The organism is Brevibacillus sp. MS2.2, from assembly GCF_013284345.1.
Classification (GTDB): domain Bacteria; phylum Bacillota; class Bacilli; order Brevibacillales; family Brevibacillaceae; genus Brevibacillus; species Brevibacillus brevis_C.
The window spans coordinates 40,424-56,005 of sequence record NZ_JABSUZ010000006.1 but is presented as its reverse complement, the minus strand read 5'-3'; the positions used below and the strand labels follow the sequence as shown (position 1 = coordinate 56,005).

The 15,582-nt window shown below is 40.4% G+C and carries 19 protein-coding genes and 2 pseudogenes; 7 read left to right on the top strand and 14 right to left on the bottom strand.

Going from position 1 to position 15,582, the window contains the following annotated elements; all coding sequences use genetic code 11:
- Window positions 1-93: 93 nt before the first annotated feature.
- From HP568_RS29645 to HP568_RS07040, 8 genes and pseudogenes are all read right to left on the bottom strand, one after another.
- Window positions 94-273 (bottom strand): annotated as a pseudogene (locus HP568_RS29645) (DNA translocase FtsK); the annotation flags it as partial.
- A gap of 57 nt (window positions 274-330) precedes the next feature.
- Window positions 331-471 (bottom strand): annotated as a pseudogene (locus HP568_RS29640) (phage terminase small subunit-related protein); the annotation flags it as partial.
- Between the two features lie 94 nt (window positions 472-565).
- Window positions 566-1,141 carry a hypothetical protein gene (locus HP568_RS07065; RefSeq protein ID WP_173628727.1) on the bottom strand — a complete coding sequence of 192 codons (576 nt, stop codon included), beginning with the start codon at window positions 1,139-1,141 and terminating at the stop codon, window positions 566-568.
- A 259-nt stretch (window positions 1,142-1,400) separates the two neighbouring features.
- The gene (locus HP568_RS07060; RefSeq protein ID WP_173628726.1) at window positions 1,401-2,075 is read right to left on the bottom strand and encodes a hypothetical protein; all 675 of its coding nucleotides are present in this window, start codon (window positions 2,073-2,075) and stop codon (window positions 1,401-1,403) included.
- Window positions 2,076-2,603: 528 nt separating this feature from the next.
- Window positions 2,604-3,029 carry a hypothetical protein gene (locus HP568_RS29635; protein WP_254551058.1) on the bottom strand — a complete coding sequence of 142 codons (426 nt, stop codon included), beginning with the start codon at window positions 3,027-3,029 and terminating at the stop codon, window positions 2,604-2,606.
- A gap of 8 nt (window positions 3,030-3,037) precedes the next feature.
- Window positions 3,038-3,367: a nucleotide pyrophosphohydrolase gene (locus tag HP568_RS07050; RefSeq protein WP_173628725.1), complete on the bottom strand. Its 330-nt coding sequence runs from the start codon at window positions 3,365-3,367 to the stop codon at window positions 3,038-3,040.
- Window positions 3,368-3,696: 329 nt separating this feature from the next.
- A complete protein-coding gene (locus HP568_RS07045) occupies window positions 3,697-4,158 on the bottom strand; it encodes a hypothetical protein (RefSeq protein ID WP_173628724.1) in 462 nt (153 codons plus the stop codon).
- 717 nt (window positions 4,159-4,875) lie between these two features.
- The gene (locus HP568_RS07040) at window positions 4,876-5,235 is read right to left on the bottom strand and encodes an ArpU family phage packaging/lysis transcriptional regulator (RefSeq protein WP_173628723.1); all 360 of its coding nucleotides are present in this window, start codon (window positions 5,233-5,235) and stop codon (window positions 4,876-4,878) included.
- A gap of 241 nt (window positions 5,236-5,476) precedes the next feature.
- Here HP568_RS07040 and HP568_RS07035 point away from each other — a divergent pair, with 241 nt between their 5' ends.
- Window positions 5,477-5,668: a recombinase family protein gene (locus HP568_RS07035; protein WP_173628722.1), complete on the top strand. Its 192-nt coding sequence runs from the start codon at window positions 5,477-5,479 to the stop codon at window positions 5,666-5,668.
- Window positions 5,669-5,825: 157 nt separating this feature from the next.
- Window positions 5,826-6,464 (top strand): hypothetical protein, encoded by a 639-nt coding sequence (locus tag HP568_RS07030; RefSeq protein WP_048032181.1) that lies wholly within the window; start codon window positions 5,826-5,828, stop codon window positions 6,462-6,464.
- A gap of 191 nt (window positions 6,465-6,655) precedes the next feature.
- Here HP568_RS07030 and HP568_RS07025 read toward each other — a convergent pair whose 3' ends face one another.
- Window positions 6,656-6,961 (bottom strand): hypothetical protein, encoded by a 306-nt coding sequence (locus HP568_RS07025; RefSeq protein WP_053079563.1) that lies wholly within the window; start codon window positions 6,959-6,961, stop codon window positions 6,656-6,658.
- An 808-nt stretch (window positions 6,962-7,769) separates the two neighbouring features.
- Here HP568_RS07025 and HP568_RS07020 point away from each other — a divergent pair.
- A complete protein-coding gene (locus tag HP568_RS07020) occupies window positions 7,770-8,156 on the top strand; it encodes a hypothetical protein (protein ID WP_048032180.1) in 387 nt (128 codons plus the stop codon).
- A 527-nt stretch (window positions 8,157-8,683) separates the two neighbouring features.
- Here HP568_RS07020 and HP568_RS07015 read toward each other — a convergent pair.
- Window positions 8,684-9,115 carry a hypothetical protein gene (locus tag HP568_RS07015; RefSeq protein ID WP_173628721.1) on the bottom strand — a complete coding sequence of 144 codons (432 nt, stop codon included), beginning with the start codon at window positions 9,113-9,115 and terminating at the stop codon, window positions 8,684-8,686.
- Between the two features lie 946 nt (window positions 9,116-10,061).
- On the opposite strand from HP568_RS07015, the gene HP568_RS07010 reads away from it, so the two are divergent.
- From HP568_RS07010 to HP568_RS07000, 3 genes are all read left to right on the top strand, one after another.
- The gene (locus HP568_RS07010) at window positions 10,062-10,370 is read left to right on the top strand and encodes a hypothetical protein (protein ID WP_173628720.1); all 309 of its coding nucleotides are present in this window, start codon (window positions 10,062-10,064) and stop codon (window positions 10,368-10,370) included.
- Between the two features lie 206 nt (window positions 10,371-10,576).
- Window positions 10,577-10,945 carry a hypothetical protein gene (locus tag HP568_RS07005; protein ID WP_173628719.1) on the top strand — a complete coding sequence of 123 codons (369 nt, stop codon included), beginning with the start codon at window positions 10,577-10,579 and terminating at the stop codon, window positions 10,943-10,945.
- Between the two features lie 105 nt (window positions 10,946-11,050).
- A complete protein-coding gene (locus tag HP568_RS07000; protein ID WP_048032174.1) occupies window positions 11,051-11,461 on the top strand; it encodes a GNAT family N-acetyltransferase in 411 nt (136 codons plus the stop codon).
- A 579-nt stretch (window positions 11,462-12,040) separates the two neighbouring features.
- Here HP568_RS07000 and sigK read toward each other — a convergent pair.
- Entirely contained in the window at window positions 12,041-12,751 is a 711-nt protein-coding gene (gene sigK / locus HP568_RS06995; protein WP_007727902.1) for an RNA polymerase sporulation sigma factor SigK, read from the bottom strand.
- A gap of 204 nt (window positions 12,752-12,955) precedes the next feature.
- Between sigK and HP568_RS06990 the strand changes: the two genes are divergently transcribed.
- Entirely contained in the window at window positions 12,956-13,153 is a 198-nt protein-coding gene (locus tag HP568_RS06990; protein WP_173628718.1) for a hypothetical protein, read from the top strand.
- Between the two features lie 20 nt (window positions 13,154-13,173).
- On the opposite strand, the gene HP568_RS06985 is transcribed toward HP568_RS06990, so the two are convergent.
- The 3 genes from HP568_RS06985 to HP568_RS06975 are packed head-to-tail and all read right to left on the bottom strand — an operon-like array spanning window position 13,174 to window position 15,486.
- The gene (locus tag HP568_RS06985) at window positions 13,174-13,662 is read right to left on the bottom strand and encodes an ankyrin repeat domain-containing protein (RefSeq protein WP_235617731.1); all 489 of its coding nucleotides are present in this window, start codon (window positions 13,660-13,662) and stop codon (window positions 13,174-13,176) included.
- 19 nt (window positions 13,663-13,681) lie between these two features.
- Window positions 13,682-14,110: an immunity 22 family protein gene (locus HP568_RS06980; RefSeq protein WP_173628717.1), complete on the bottom strand. Its 429-nt coding sequence runs from the start codon at window positions 14,108-14,110 to the stop codon at window positions 13,682-13,684.
- 56 nt (window positions 14,111-14,166) lie between these two features.
- Entirely contained in the window at window positions 14,167-15,486 is a 1,320-nt protein-coding gene (locus HP568_RS06975; RefSeq protein WP_217366456.1) for an SMI1/KNR4 family protein, read from the bottom strand.
- Window positions 15,487-15,582: the final 96 nt, after the last annotated feature.

The following is a 15,582-nucleotide window of genomic DNA, read 5'->3' as shown; positions in this document are numbered from 1 at the left end:
TAGAGGATCGGTTCGTTCAATTACCTGTTTGGAACGTTCCATCGGTCTTGGAACAGTACCTGTTTTCGTTGGCTGAGGTGAAGGCGCCGTCTTTAGGAATACCTTGCGCGGTGCGCTACCCTTGCATGGGCCAACAACACCCTTCTGCTCCATCAGTTCAATAAGCCTTGCTGCGTGAGTATATCCTATTCGTAAACGCCGTTGCAGGAAACTCGCAGAAGCTGTTTGTGCTTCTACTACAATACTGACAGCTTTTTCATACAATCCATCATTTTCCACTGTTGATTCACGTACAGGAGGTTCCTCTCCCTTTCTACTAGGAGACTCCCATTTGTCCTTGTTTTTCCAACCTCGTACTGTCCCCTCTGATAGGCCAAGTTGGTCTGCAATATCCTTCAGTTTAATTTCACCGTTAGCCTGATTCCATATTTCATATGCTTTGTTTCGATTAGGATCTCTCGCACGTGCCATTAGCTCAAGTCACCTCACCTCCAAATATATTAATGAATAAAATCTGCTTAATATAATCAAAAAAGTACCTGGCATAACCAAGGTACTCTTGAAATCATTTTCTCATCTTTATTTCTTGCTCAATAATTTTACTTAAAATGATTTTTGCCTCACTTAATCTAATTTGCACAAGTCCCCATATACTTACTATTAGAAAAAACGTGATAATCAAAACACCGAATTGAAGTGTAGACGACTCTATAATGTTATTCATGCTTTCACGTAGTTTTTCAATTTTAAATGTATTATTAGACCCAAAAACTTCATCGATGAATCTACTAATTAATCCACCAAGAAAACCCGAAAACACTCCTCCAAATAATAATGTTGCAATCGTTAAAAGGGACGTAAAAATCGCAGCGAATATCTGTGTATTAACATTTACATTTGGTATTTTACTTTTTACTAAAAGGTGAAGTTTTTCAAGTTGATCATCATTTAGCTTTTTCAACCTTAGATATCTTTCAACTTTCACATAGCTACCAAATTCTCGTCTACGTGCAAAAAGCAGTTTCCAATGTAAAACAATGTATGTATTGGATACTTCTTTTTCGAAGATTCTCTTACCAAACCAATATTGAACACCAATCCAAACCATAAATGCAGCACCAAGCACAACCCATTTTTCCATGTTAATCCCTCCACGTATTTTTACGAGATGGAAACGTAAGAGTTTCTAGATTTTGTTAAATGTGCACACAGTGCTTAATAGCTTGAAAACCTTTACAATCGCATCTGACCGGGAAGAGTTACTCCTAGTAAAATACATCTCCCATAGTTAGGTTAGTAAAATCTCTCACTATTTTATCACCACCTATTGAGTTTGTTTTGCAAAAGAAAAAGCACCTCGTGGGTGCAAATTAAGTCCTTCTTTATCCTAAATATGAAATTCATTTTTCGTTGTACGCCGAACTTATTTCTTTTCTCATTAAATTACCTAAATCGCTCTTCATATCTTCTATCTTACTTTCTTGATCATTTATATTTTTAACATCGGACTCCGAACGCTTAACATCATGTAAAAAAATACCCATGTGAGCTAAAAGTTCCTCTCCATTCGTTGCTACAAGGTCCGAAAAGTAGAGTTCAGATGAATAAAAGTACATTTGAGCCTCATCAAATAAACGATCTGCTTCTGAAAAATCTTGTTCTTCTAAATAAATATGTATCTTCTCTATCGCTGCCCTTCTATCAAGTTCCCATTGAGATACAATTTCCTCACTGAGCTTTTGAGGACATTCTTTCTTCTCTAAATAATCTTTGATATCTTTCTCCCCGAAACCATTGAAACTGGGATATTGTCTTACAAGTAATCCACCAATCTTTTTATCTGCCACTAAGATCAATTTGTAAAATTCAGCATAAGCACTATGCCTTTTAGATGCATACAATCCAAAATCATGAAACCTTCTTTGATTATCATACTTAATTTCTTCTACCTTTATTGTTAAGTCTCTCTTATGTTTTTCTAATCGCGTGTTAACTATACTATTTACAACTGCAACAGCAAACAATCCAGAAAATATCGCCTGTATAAATAAGGTTCCTATTTCTTTTAACTCCAAAGATTAATGCCTCCTACAGATTAAACTTTTGCTAACAAAGTCATACTACTTGACTAAATAAAGTTCTGAGCTGAACTCAATTCGGATACTTGGATGTACACTCCATAGTGGCTTTCATTTGACAATATTAGATATGTAACTTCGAATGCCATTCAAAATACGGCTTAGAGCTTTCGTTCCAATAAATACATTCTTTATTTACAAGCGGTTCAATGTAGTTTTGCAAAACCGGTGTAACGATCTTTTTGGTATTTGATACGATCTTTCCATCCTGAACCTTTATGTACCCTTTTTCGTATAAATCATCGCAGCCAAGCTTACACATAGGCATCACAATGTTTTCGAAATCGAGTTTCTCATCATTGGAACATTTCGCTCTCTTTTTGATATGGGCTGCTACCAAAAGGTTAACAGGGAATGTCTCAAACGGAATTTCTGATAGTGAGTATCACTCTGAAGATCAAATTCTTCAGTTACTCGTATACTTTTTTCTTGATCTAAGATGCTAAAACCTTGAATAATGAAGTTCTATTTATATCCAACTGCTTTATTGAAATCGATGTACTTAATACTGTGTTGCTTTACTTCATCTAAGAAATATACGTATTCCCAAGTCTGACCGTTAGGATCTGTGCCCCAAAGTTCTAAGGCTAGTTCTTTATTGTGTAGCTTATATGTGGAGACAGCAGACGAGAAGATACCTCCATTGCCCGAAAACAATGTTATATCTCCAGTCTGAATTCTTTCCCATTTTTTTATATTCCCATTGGTTTTTCCTGGAGTTACTCCCCAAGTGGGTATCAATTGATCAGGATAAAGTTCTTTAAGTCTCTCTACTTGTTCATCCTCCAAATATCGAGCGATTCTAGATAGTTCAACAGGATTGATGATGGTATCTATATAGTGTTGTTTGGCATCGCCATTTCCGGCCGGCTGGAGAATTACGCTATTCATAGTCACACCTACAACTCGTCATATTTTTTGTTAGAACCAAAAGCCTTATCTACTGGATATTTAGCTTCGTTTTTTGCTATTTTCTCTCGAATACATTGCTCTATATCGATTCCTAGCGCATCTGACATAAGAAGTGAGTAAATCAATACATCAGCTAATTCGTCTTTTATATTCTGATGGTTCTTTTCAACAGCCTCTTCACTACTCTTCCATTGAAAATTTTCTAGCAGCTCACTAGCTTCTAATGATATTGAGATCGCTAGATCTTTCGGATTATGAAATTGTGCCCAATTTCGTTGATCTCGGAATTCGATAACTTTGCTTAATATATCTTTCATCCTCGAATTACTCCTTAAGTTGTCATTGTTACGAATAATTCGACCCAAATAGTCAATTCCCTACAAATTCCTTCAAATATATTAAAAAGCCAACCTCAGCGAGTGACAGCTTTCGTAGCCATCTCTTTGCCTTTTGGCTGGCCTTGATCTTTACGAATTTTGAACTGCGACCTAATGGACGAAAATACTTTTACAATCTCGTCCGACCGGCGCAGCACTTCCCCTAAGTGATAGTTTTATCCTGTCACTAAGTCAGCATACTGGCGAACTACATCTCACCCACCTCCATGAAGGCACTTATTCCTTCATTTACTAAAATCGGAAAAATACTAATTTTTATATAAATTTACGTTCATAAAAATAGGACGACCTGCATAATTTGTGCACTTTAAATAATAGCTTCCGGGCTCAAGTACAAAATATCCTTCTTTATATTGATTCCCATATAACGACATATGGAAGTTATCTCCATATGGGGTAACAATAGTGACTTTTGCATCAATGAATGCTGGCGTACCGGGATTTACACTACCAGTAAAAGCTACTACCTTAACTGACGTTTTTGAGTCGATAGTGAATGTTCCTGATGAAGCTATGCTATCTAATCTTGAAAGATGGAACCAATAGAAAGCGTCGTCCTGACTTTGATTTTCAACTTGAACCTTGCTCTGCCCTTGATTTAATTGTAGAGTTTGATTTTGAGTTTGTTTGATATCACTTGCAAAGGCAGCTTGCGAACCGAAAGTCAATGCGGAAACAACTGCACCCAAAGTTATTAACTTTTTAATCATAATCCACACTCCTATTTCCCTTAATTTTTTCGAACATACCTTTTTCATATTTCCTATCTACCGAATTGTTTCATTGACTACCGTGGTGTGTACGAAGGGCTACAAATTAAAACAATACACTTTTCCATTTTTTTACATTTTTGAAGACATCATAGCACACACCCCAAAACATTACAACTGTATTATTTAAAACATTCTGGATTATAGCCAATGCTACGCTTCTGCACACTTGAGACAGGATCGGCGTATACGAATATGAGAGATACTGGACAAGGGGCGAGTGGCCGGAGCCGTAGGTCTCGCATGTAGTCCCCTGTCCGGTAAATCCCAGCAGAGTAATTCGCGATTTTCCAAAGTTCCGAGAGGGGTTCCCAAAACTTGAAAACCGCTGTAAGACAATGCAAAAAAATAATTGTATGGTTCCCTGCTACGCTCGTCGCAACTGGTGCGTTCAGGCTCAGAATGTCCCCCTCTCGTAAGGTCACATTCGTCATCACCCATAGATTCGCTCAGGTACACCATTGATAAGGGATAGGCGGTATCTCCCAAGAGCCGGAGTCGCTTGCTCTTGACTCAAGATTACCGTCCATAACATTTCAAATCGTCCTGCCTTTTATCCCTGATAAAGTCCGAGATTTATCCTGCATTTTATCGTGATTTTGTTGGGCTTTTTCGCACAAAAAAGGGCACTCAGATCATCCCGAGTGCCGTAGCTATTTACATAATTGCCTCTTTCTTTTTTGTGTAGAATTGGTCTTTTGTCAGACCTAAGTCCAGATATACATTGATGTCCTTCACCCTGGACGTGCAGAGATACTTCTCTTCGATGATCTGGCGCTCTACTTCATCTAACGAGTACTGCAACGCCCTTTCAATCTGTCTTGCTTTCAACTCATTCGTGGACTCAGATTTTTGAAGCCGTGGAAACAGTTGATCAATGCCCTTTTCCTGTCGCTCCTTTTTATTTTGTACAGCAACACGAAGGGCTTTATATTCTTTTAATGCTTTGACAACAGCCTTTCTGACTTCTTTTTCGTCTACTGGTTCCAGAAATGACAGTTGCTCTTGTGCGCTCATCTTTCCAATTCCCCCTCGTGGCAGCCAATGCTATAATTTTCTTGGCGAAAGAAATTATTAGGGCTCCCTGCTGGGGGCTATTTTTTGTCTGTTTGCGCTGTAAACTAGACGCAAGAGTTCAATTTGAGGTGATCATAATGGTTGCTGTATTTATCCGCACTGCCTCCAACGATTTTCGAAAGACTGAAAAACAATTGGAGTCCTGCATGCCACTTGTCCAAGATGCAGCCATAAGGTGTATATGGAAATCAACATTAAAACCATTGACTCTGATCGTCCTGATCTGTCTCAGATGATTGCGGACATAGAGGCCGGATTGGTAAACAAGGTAATCTGTAATAGTGCAGAGCGAATCTCCCGTAACCCAGTTGAATTGGGGAAGTTCATGCAGCTTGCTACTCATATGAATGTCCCTGTGATATTTGCCGAGTGATTCCATTCAGAATCACTTTTTCTCTTATGTTAAATGCCAGTCAAAACGTTTTATGAAATAGAAAAATGTCACTTATCTGTAACTATCTTCATATGTTGTTCATTTATAATAACCTTATAAGCAACATCACTCCTTATACAAAGAAAGAGGAACCAACATGAATTTCAAAAAAATCATTATCGGCATCATACTGACATCCGTCGTAGTGATCGGCATCTTACTCGCTGTTAACTATGGCAAAGTAGAACAACCTGAATCTCAAGAACATTTCAGCTCTAAGCCCCTGACTTCCTCGAACGGGCATCAAAAGGTGAACGAACCTTCAAGTGCAGATGCAGACAAGATTCAGCAAGCGGCCAAAGTAGAACAGCCAGTACAGCCTGTAGCGCAAGAAAGCGGAAAAACTGACCTTTACACTAACCCTCAAGCAAATTTCAGCTTTAAGCCGCCAACTTCTTGGAACGGGCATTACAAGGTGAACCAATACGAAGGTGCAGATGCAGACAAAATTCTGCCATCAGCCAAGCATGTAGTGCAATTCGACTATTCGACCAAAGATGGAAAAGGTTCTGAAGCGCTTCTGATGATCTCCGTTTTTACGAAAACTGATTGGACTCGCCTCTCTGGCGAAGAAGGGCCGCCTGTAGGGACATCCATTGCAGAATCAAATGACATGGTGTATGTGTATACAACGCCACAGTCCAATCCGTTTGATTCCCAATCTGAAGACGGCAAGCTATTTGACCAACTGTATGGTGATTTAAAAATAAATGAGTCTTTCGCACTTCTAAAATAAGACTGTTACTATTTGTTGTACTCTGAAAAGACATGACTTCACTTTTACAGTTGTAAGTATGCATAGGGTTCCCCCTCGCTCTTGGTATGAACCTTTAGCGGTAGAGACATAAGATAATCGTTTGGAGATTGCACCCTTAGTGGTGCTTTTTCTTTTCTTTAGGTGTCCTAATTCCAATTCCAGAGTCCTTGCTACCCTTTTGTTGGCACCGGATCAATAGGCTTTACATTCGCCATCTCCCAGGCGTAACGTCCAAAGTCGAAATAACCAAAGAGCAATTCGTGCCCGTCTACAACTTTAGAGTTGCTGAGATACGCGGATACGTTACCTTTATTCCCGATAACTTTATGGCAACCCACCAGATCGGCAAATGCCACAATCGCCCCTGTTGGCAGATTGCCATATACCCGTGCAAATCCAAAACACTGCGGAAAGGCTCCTGCAAGCAAAACTCCTTGCTGCCCGGATAAGTTGCATGCAGGGTAATTGACTACCATCGACCCAGCTTGTTCATGAACTACAGTTAGTTGCTTTTTGCCTCCGCATAATTGCAATACTGAGAAACAAATGTGTGTTTCATGAAACCCAAGAATTCTTTTCTTTCATCCTCACGCCCTTGCTCGTCTCTGCTGCTACCACTTCACCTTGCAACTGATCATACTCTCGTCGTTGCTTTTGTAGACTTTCACCTAACGATTTGTTAACATCCCTCAACACCCGCAGTTCATCTACACATATATACGGGCTCCCAGCTGGGGGCTATTTTTTTATAGAAAGTAGTTGATACGATGACTTATGACATCCGCGAATGAGCGTTCTCAAATGATTCAGAGTTACCACATCAAGATTGGGACCTATTTATCACTACTATAGATACTGCTCCTTTGCTATTATCATTATCTGTTAACCCGAAAGTAGCAAAGGATAAGCGAAAAGTCTTTCTAGCTTGTCTATATCTATTAGTAGGTGATGCTGTCAAAATTAAAAGTAATAAAAACCACCTTGAAGAAGTTCGTTCTTTTGTAGAACAGGCTTCTTCCAATCGAAATACGTTCATCCAACAATGGGTAGCCCGTTCATTTCCACTCATCCAAAATCCTGAACTTTTTGATTACGAGAAGTGGTGTGCTGGCGATTCGATTTTCGAAAACTGGGATGACTAAAATCTTCAGTTCACTCCCGAAATATTGTGTTCCATCCTGTTCTCTATTCGAAATAAAAGAATATTTCGGAATTAAAAATATTGTATTTTTTTGTATCCAAAGGTAATCTTTATACGAATTCAAATATTAGGAGATGACAGAAATGAAAAGATTAGCATCTGTAGCTTTATCCATTTTTTCAGTCTTTGCCATTATTTCATCAGCGAGTGCCGCAACACCTCAAGCTGTTCAATCAAATGTTACGGCCCAAGCGACTGTCACCAAGCTTGTTATTGAAGAAGATATCCCTTACAATTTCTATCCTTATGACTATGCTCCTATTTGGGTAACTGCTCATTTTTCGGACGGAACATCCAAGCTTGTATCAAATGAAGTTAACGTAACGGATGAACAAGCATGCGAGTATATCAAACAACCTAAAACTGCATATGCTATGGTTAAAGCGACAAGATCTACAGGAAATGATGTTGGCTGGTTTACTGTTGAGTACGGTGGCGTGGAAAAGACGCTCTACTTTAGTGTTGAATAAGATATTAAACCAGAGTCCTTCTTTCTAACAGAAGGACTCTTTTTTGTTTCCTTCTTTCACAATATATTGTTAAACAGATAGCTTTTGATTGCGATCTTACTTACATGGAGATTATCTAGTTATGCAGAAATGATGAGCAAACATGTTTGGTAAGAAAGATGTTTACCTAACTGCAACACAAGTTGCTAACGCATTAGGCATTCCAAAAGAAGAAGTTTACAAGTGAGAAGCAGAAGGCAAGTTGATTGGCTTCAGGGCAACCCCTAACGATACAAGAGCTGTGTTTTCTATGCGAGAAATTAATCGTTTATAAGAGAAAAGTTTGCTCTGATTCCGACTCATCACAATTTCTCTTTTGTTAAGTAACGATAGACTAACCGTTTGAGGGACAGACCAAATATCTCCCCTCTCGAAAATGCTCATATTCCAAATAGATTCCTTGCTTGCATCCTACTCTCCCCAACTTGTAGAAATCACTAACAAATTCGGCTATTCAGTTAATCATCTGTAGAACGAAATACTGATCGCTAAGTTGTACTAGTCTTTGCTTCATTATTTTCAAATATTTCTCTCAGACCGATATATGTTGCTATTTTGAAATCCGTCACTCTACTATCTCCAGGACGGATTTCAAGGCTCATGAGCTTGAACATGAAATTACCAATTGCCAGATTTCGTTCGTGATATTGATATTGAATAAACTCTTTTAAAGCGTCATAAATGCAACATATCAATATTGGAAACAGTTGTTCCCACTCTTTATTTCCTTTCAAATCATCTTGAATCAATGCTTCATTCTTAAAGCCAATGTGACCTTGACATGGCTCAATTACGAAATCAACGATGGCATAGTGTTCTGCCCCTGCCTGTCTAATATATCTAGCTTGTTTTTCTACCCATTCCGTTACAGTAATAATAGATACTTTGTCTACTTCATAAGGTGGAACAATCCAGATCATAGCGAGCTCCTTTCTGTTTTAACATCTGAAATGATTGCTTCCATAAATAACGCCTTCACCAGATATCTTATTTAAGCACATTTTAAGGAGATAAATGACTGTAATTGTGATGAATTTGGTCTTGAATGTCGGCGTCGCAGGGCTGTATACGATGGCGCTATACAACGAGTCGAACACTTCTACCAGTTCATCATGCACAATTCACCCCCCCTTTTTAACAAATCGATTGTTTTGTTAATCTGCGGCAACCAAAGTTGTTATCGCTTCCTCTTGGGTGATAATCGAAATGGTGTCTTGTTTCCGATCTTCTATCGAATAAACTCCGCGATCAGAGCGATGTAGTACAGATTTACTTTCATGGCGATGCCCTCCCCATTTATCAAATCGCGTGTTGTGTCAAATTTTGTATTTACTTCAAGGAATAATCATTTTAATGTATATAGTGTTTGAAACATAAATCTGGGATTCGAAAGGTACTTTATATGACTCGCTCAAAAAAATTGATACTATTAGGTTTCATCACAGGTCTATTAATATGTGTTGCTTTTCCAGTCCTTCAAAAGGAAGCGACCCTGATTGGATTATGGATGATTCTGTGGAGTCGTATTAGTTTACGAAAAGGCTCTGTTTATGGAATCTGGAAGCTTTTAACCTACATAACATTAGTGATTGGCTGGATACTCTTGCTTTTCGGGATACTTTTGACAGCCTTAGAGTACATTTTCTAAATTACCGTTTTGTTAAGCAGCCACTTTTATAGCAGCTTGGTAAATCGCTATTGGTAAAGACTTGCACTCCAAGTATTCGATGAAAATATCGTTTGAGACTGAAGACAAATTACCCTAACGGACAGGATAGATTTATTCATTTCACGAGTACCTTATTATGGGAATCGCAGCACGAAAATTAAGTGAAACTGCAAACAACCAGATTAGGAGGTCACCAAATGAAGAAGCCAGTAATAACTTTCTTTTTAGCCGTGATTCCGAGTATAGCTACCATACTTTTATTGCTCGATTACTTTCCTTATACAGGTCTTGGTAGAATTGTAAGTATTCCAATAACATTAATTTTAAATATTGCTATTTTGTTAATTTCTCTGTTTATCACTCAAAAATTAAAATCAAGAGTATTCAAAAGTCTGATTTGGGTTGTAGCCATACTAATAAGCGTGTTTGTGGCGATTTTTTTGCATCCACAAGAATACTTACCTAATGTTTTAACGCAACTTCGAGAACTGATATTTGCTCATTAACTATTTTGATAAATCCATTCATTCCCAGTTGTACGTTGCTTTTGCTGTATCATCTCTATGAATGACTTGCTGTCATTACCGAAGCCTTAAGGCTCTACTTATTACTCATCCGTTTGATCACAAACAAAACAAAATATTGTAAAAAACACCAATTAATATGTATAACGGTAATTGTATTTTAATTAAAGAATAGGGAGTGCTATGAAATGACTTTTCGTAAAGTAAGGAAAATGGTTACCGTTCCTCTGTTGTCAATGGGACTAATTCTCTCTGGGGCTGTTGCTTCCGCATCAGCAGAGAAAGCTCCAACATTAAGCCAACAGAATGTTCCAGCTACGAACCTTTCTAACTATTCATACTCAATTCCAAATGCTAACTATGTTTATAGCCCAGGCTTTAATCTAAATGCAGGAAAAGCATATCTATTGGTTCATAATCAAGTTGCACATGATGACAGTTATTCATCTGATGTTAGATACCAACTTCGCAAATTAAACACTGATGGTACTATTACTATTGTAGGGAAGGTAAATGTGACACAATCTACTTTTCCCCAAGACTTTACGAGATTGTAGATATTCCAAGCAAAAAATGGTAATATCTTCACTAATCAACTTTTAGGGGGTGTCTCAAATGAAGTTATATCCTCAGACATAGAAAATTTGGAAGCGAGGAGTTATATGTCATTTGAGATTATAGAACGCCCCCCTACTCTTGAAGAGTTTCATCAATTGTGCGTTTCGGTTGGTTGGGAAAAGATGATGAATTTCAAAGTGATCAAAGACTCACTTGAAAATTCTTTGTATTCAGTTGTTGTTCTCTCCGAAAGTAAAATAATTGGTATGGGCCGAATTATCGGCGATGGGTACGTTTATTTTTACCTCCAAGATATTGTTGTACTTCCGGAGTTTCAAAAAATGGGGATAGGGACAATGATTATGGACAACCTTATGTCCTATCTAAAAGAGAATGCTCCCGATAAAGCTTTTATTGGTCTTTTTTCTTCTAACGAAGGTAAGATACTGTATGAGAAATACGACTTTAAACAGTACCCTGCTTTAACAGGAATGTTTCGTGTTGCGCCAATATAGTTAGTTGCAAGTCTCCTCCGAACCAGGGGGAGTTTTTACTTTTTTGCCTCAAATGCCTACGGTTTATTTGGTTTTCTTTATTTAGCTATTGGAATTTGGAGTGTTTTTACATAATTCAGCAAAAATAATGAGTGATTTAACTTAATTGAGCTTGTGTGCCCTGCTTTTTTTGTCCTATCCTCCCGCGTTACACTCCTAGAAAAAGGAGTATTGTCTCCGTGAATTTTTTAGTTATTAGTTTATTGAAAAGTTCCGTTATCGGCATAATTTTCATTTTTAAGTTCTAATAGTAATTTGCCCTACGCTATTTCTTTTGGTCCTCCATTCCTTGGATTCGTACAATCACCCCTTCCACTTGCGTTTTGACTGATCCAATAAGAGCGTCTTGATCAGCAAGCAAATAGAAAAGCCACCCGGCATCCGAGTGGCTTCATCCCAATATCCACAAAAAAACGCATGTTGTGTAAACTTTTGTAATGAAATGTCATTTTTCACATCTGTTTATCCTTAACTTTGAATGGAAGTAGAGAACGAGCTACGAAATGTTACCTCAAAATAGCGTCCTCCGCTGCGAACAAACTACCGATTCTGCGGCTGTTTCGTCCGATAAAACTCATTAAACAACTTCATTAACGCTCGCTTTTCGATACGGGATACATACGAACGAGAAATGCCCAGCTCACGTGCAATTTCGCGCTGTGTCTTTTCTTTGTCCTGATCCAACCCAAATCTGCCGATGATGACCTCTTTTTCGCGCTCATCAAGGATGTGAATGTGCTGGTAAATTTTATTGGACTCCAGCTTGAGCTGTACTGCGTCGACCACTTCGTCGGTTTCTGTGCCAAGGACGTCGATTAAGGTAATTTCATTGCCTTCTTTATCCGTCCCGATTGGGTCGTGCAAGGATACGTCTTTTTTTGTTTTTTTCAAGCTTCTTAGATGCATGAGGATTTCATTCTCAATACAACGCGCAGCATACGTAGCCAGCTTGGTGCCCTTATCCACCTGATAACTCTCGATTGCTTTGATCAGGCCGATGGTACCGATGGAAATCAGATCTTCACTGTCCTCACCCGTGTTCTCGAATTTCTTCACAATATGCGCCACCAAACGCAAATTGTGCTCAATCAACTTGTTGCGGGCGTAAGGGTCGCCTTTGGCCATGAGTCGGAGGTACTTTTCTTCTTCGGTGTCCTGAAGCGGTTGCGGGAAGGCATTGTTCTTGACATAAGCCACAAAAACAAGAAGTTCTTTAAAAACAAGGGAAAGCGCCGCGATAATGCTGGACATGGCTGCCACCTCCACGTCTGGAATAGCTTACTTCTATCCTTATGTGGGCGGTCGCCTATGCGTGCCTGTACGCAGGGAGTTGTTGTCGATTAATTCACTGTTGCTTGTATGGTAAAGGATTCACATTTTTGCATATGGATGGAGCTTAAAAAAAATCGGATATCTTGGTAAAATGAACAAAATGAATGATGGGAGCAATTACCCATGATAGAATTTGGCGCCGTGTCGATCGAATGGGGTACTGTACTCATTCAACTCGTCATCCTCTTCCTGCCTATAGCACTTGTCATTGCTTGCTGCTTGTTCATCGTAAAACGCAAGGCAATCAAGCAAAAAGCCATCGACGAGCTGGAAAAACGTGTCGCAGCACTCGAGCAAGAAAGAAAGCGCCCGAAATCATAACGGACGCTTTCCTTTTTCCCCTATTCAAATAAAGCCATCATCTCTTCGTCTTCTCGATCTCGTGCTATATCGTATGGTGTTTGCCCCTCCATATCCTTTTGGTTAGGATTCGCACCTTTAGCCAGGAGCAGCTCTACCACATCCACACGCTCCTCTCCATCCGCTACCTGTGTGTGCAGCGGGGTACTTCCATCATGAGCGCTGGCATGTATGTCTGCACCGTGCGCGATGAGCGCCTCTGCAACCTCTGGATAGAGTGCAATATGCAACGGGGTAATGCCCTCATCGTTTTTCGCATGGACATCTGCTCCCTGTGCTACCAAGTACGCAATAAGGTCGACATCGTCTGTCATCACAGCTCCATGCAGTACGGAAAACTCATACTCATCCTTCTCATGCAGCAATTCCGGCTGTTGCGTGACGATCTTTTTTACGAGCTCAAGGTCTCCCAGTTCGGCTGCATCATATAAATCTGCGAAATGATAAGTCATCTCTGTCTCTCCCATCATATTCACTCCTTCCTGCTCCTTATTGCTCCTCTGTCTCAAATACTAGCTTGGCGAGCAGGACCACTGGTGCCTCTTTTTCTTGCCCGCCCTCAGTGAGATCGAACAATTTTTCGTTAATCGGACCGTACCGCGATTCATTGCCGTACAGCAAAATCACATGTGGGTACTTGCCAATCTCCTCTTCTAACTGTTTGGGCCATTCTTTTCTATCCAGTGTTGCATTCATCGCATATTCGTTTTCCAAATACGTGAAGAAGTCCGCTCTGGCCTCTGCATCCTGTACCTCATGCACTTCAAAAAAGTCCTCGTCTATCCATTCAAGGCCCGACGCTGTTAAAAAGCCAGACGGTATCACATCCCCGTTTTCATCGTAAACCGGAGTCAGAAAATCCGCTAGTTCATCAGAAGACTGCAAGGTTGTTCCCCATACCGTTACCACATTTCTCATTGTCTTTCCCCCTCGCTCCATTCCTCTTGTACAAACACGGGTTCATGCCCCTTCGTCTAATGCTTTGCTATTTCCAAGGAAGCGCGAATGCGATCTACACGCTCCTTTTCCTTGCGCAGAATGGCTTTTTCGTACGCTACATCCAGCAACCGATTGATTTCTTGCCAATTCGCTTCACCGGAGGGGGACTCACCACTTGCGAGCATTTTGCCCCAAGCACTTAACGCAATCTGCCGCTGTGCTTCATTTCCGTCCAGCCAGCGAATCAGATCATCCCATTGTGGACGTGATACCGCGAATAGCTCATCCCAGCCTTCGATCGGGTACGCCACATGCGGTTCCATCCACAAAATGACTTCACGGGAGCGAAAGTGATGCAAATGACTGTTGGCAGCATAGCCAACCAGACATTCTTTTCTGGCAACGACCTCGTCCATTTCAGCCAAAACTCGCTGCAAGCCCTCTTCTTCTGGCAAACAAGCTGCCGTTACATAGGCACGTAGACTCGAGCCTATCCGTTCATAATGTGGCTCGGACTCCCAGAGCGAACGTACCCAGCTCCCTGCCTTCTTGCCTACTGTCTCGACAATGAGCTGGCACCAGAGTAACAAATTGCTTGATGAGGTTTCCTGCTCGATTTGTGCTACCCATTTATGCAAAATCGGCTCCCAATCATACTGAACAAATGCCTCTTGGATACGTGAATCTCCTGCACCATGCATTTTTGCAAACAAGACCAGCTTCTCGAAATCTTGTGCGGCCTCTTCAAAGGTTAGCGTCCGATAGATTTGCAGCCATTCTTTCCACTCTTGTGCGACTTGCCCCTCAACATCGAGGCCTTCTACCCCGGCAAGCGCTTCATAATTCCAGCACTCTGCCCCAATACAGCCGAGCTCCGTGACTCGCTCTACGAACTCTGTAAAACTTTTGCCGAGCAATAAAAATTCGTCTGTCTCATGCCCCCATGAATAGACGGGTGGGTCATCTGCGCCTGTCGACAAATCGATGAGCAGCATATCGCCATTACCGCCGACGTGAAAACAAAGATACCTTTTCTCGTCCTCATCCGCTTCGTCTCCACCAAAGTACGGCCACTCAAATGCATCCAATGACCATCCCAAATCTCCACTGAGTGAAAAAGGATCTAACGCTCGAGATGGCAACGACCAATTTATTTGAACTTGACTGCTGCCCGTAAGCAAAATAGTACGGATCGTCGCGGGAAAGCGGATCCCGAGACTTTCCTCTCTTCTTTCGATTTCTTCCAGCGCCGCTGGTGGTTCTATCGTGAGCGGCCAAACCTGAGCACCTTGTCGCTCCATATCGTGCATAAGTAATTTCCACGCTTCAAACCATTTTTCCATTCGCTGCTGCATCGGCACAACGACCTCTCTCGTTTGTCGTTTTCTATCTTACGAATTCTATTTCTATTTTCTTTATCTAAAATTCGATTTCATATCCTACTAAAGCAC

Excerpts from the sequence above, each read along its gene's own strand:
- HP568_RS07065 (WP_173628727.1), bottom strand. The coding sequence starts at position 1,141 with ATGGAAAAATGGGTTGTGCTTGGTGCTGCATTTATGGTTTGGATTGGT.
- HP568_RS29635 (WP_254551058.1), bottom strand. The coding sequence starts at position 3,029 with ATGAATAGCGTAATTCTCCAGCCGGCCGGAAATGGCGATGCCAAACAA.
- HP568_RS07050 (WP_173628725.1), bottom strand. The coding sequence starts at position 3,367 with ATGAAAGATATATTAAGCAAAGTTATCGAATTCCGAGATCAACGAAAT.
- HP568_RS07045 (WP_173628724.1), bottom strand. The coding sequence starts at position 4,158 with ATGATTAAAAAGTTAATAACTTTGGGTGCAGTTGTTTCCGCATTGACT.
- HP568_RS07040 (WP_173628723.1), bottom strand. The coding sequence starts at position 5,235 with ATGAGCGCACAAGAGCAACTGTCATTTCTGGAACCAGTAGACGAAAAA.
- HP568_RS07035 (WP_173628722.1), top strand. The coding sequence starts at position 5,477 with ATGGAAATCAACATTAAAACCATTGACTCTGATCGTCCTGATCTGTCT.
- HP568_RS07030 (WP_048032181.1), top strand. The coding sequence starts at position 5,826 with ATGAATTTCAAAAAAATCATTATCGGCATCATACTGACATCCGTCGTA.
- HP568_RS07025 (WP_053079563.1), bottom strand. The coding sequence starts at position 6,961 with ATGGTAGTCAATTACCCTGCATGCAACTTATCCGGGCAGCAAGGAGTT.
- HP568_RS07020 (WP_048032180.1), top strand. The coding sequence starts at position 7,770 with ATGAAAAGATTAGCATCTGTAGCTTTATCCATTTTTTCAGTCTTTGCC.
- HP568_RS07015 (WP_173628721.1), bottom strand. The coding sequence starts at position 9,115 with ATGATCTGGATTGTTCCACCTTATGAAGTAGACAAAGTATCTATTATT.
- HP568_RS07010 (WP_173628720.1), top strand. The coding sequence starts at position 10,062 with ATGAAGAAGCCAGTAATAACTTTCTTTTTAGCCGTGATTCCGAGTATA.
- HP568_RS07005 (WP_173628719.1), top strand. The coding sequence starts at position 10,577 with ATGACTTTTCGTAAAGTAAGGAAAATGGTTACCGTTCCTCTGTTGTCA.
- HP568_RS07000 (WP_048032174.1), top strand. The coding sequence starts at position 11,051 with ATGTCATTTGAGATTATAGAACGCCCCCCTACTCTTGAAGAGTTTCAT.
- sigK (WP_007727902.1), bottom strand. The coding sequence starts at position 12,751 with ATGTCCAGCATTATCGCGGCGCTTTCCCTTGTTTTTAAAGAACTTCTT.
- HP568_RS06990 (WP_173628718.1), top strand. The coding sequence starts at position 12,956 with ATGATAGAATTTGGCGCCGTGTCGATCGAATGGGGTACTGTACTCATT.
- HP568_RS06985 (WP_235617731.1), bottom strand. The coding sequence starts at position 13,662 with ATGATGGGAGAGACAGAGATGACTTATCATTTCGCAGATTTATATGAT.
- HP568_RS06980 (WP_173628717.1), bottom strand. The coding sequence starts at position 14,110 with ATGAGAAATGTGGTAACGGTATGGGGAACAACCTTGCAGTCTTCTGAT.
- HP568_RS06975 (WP_217366456.1), bottom strand. The coding sequence starts at position 15,486 with ATGCAGCAGCGAATGGAAAAATGGTTTGAAGCGTGGAAATTACTTATG.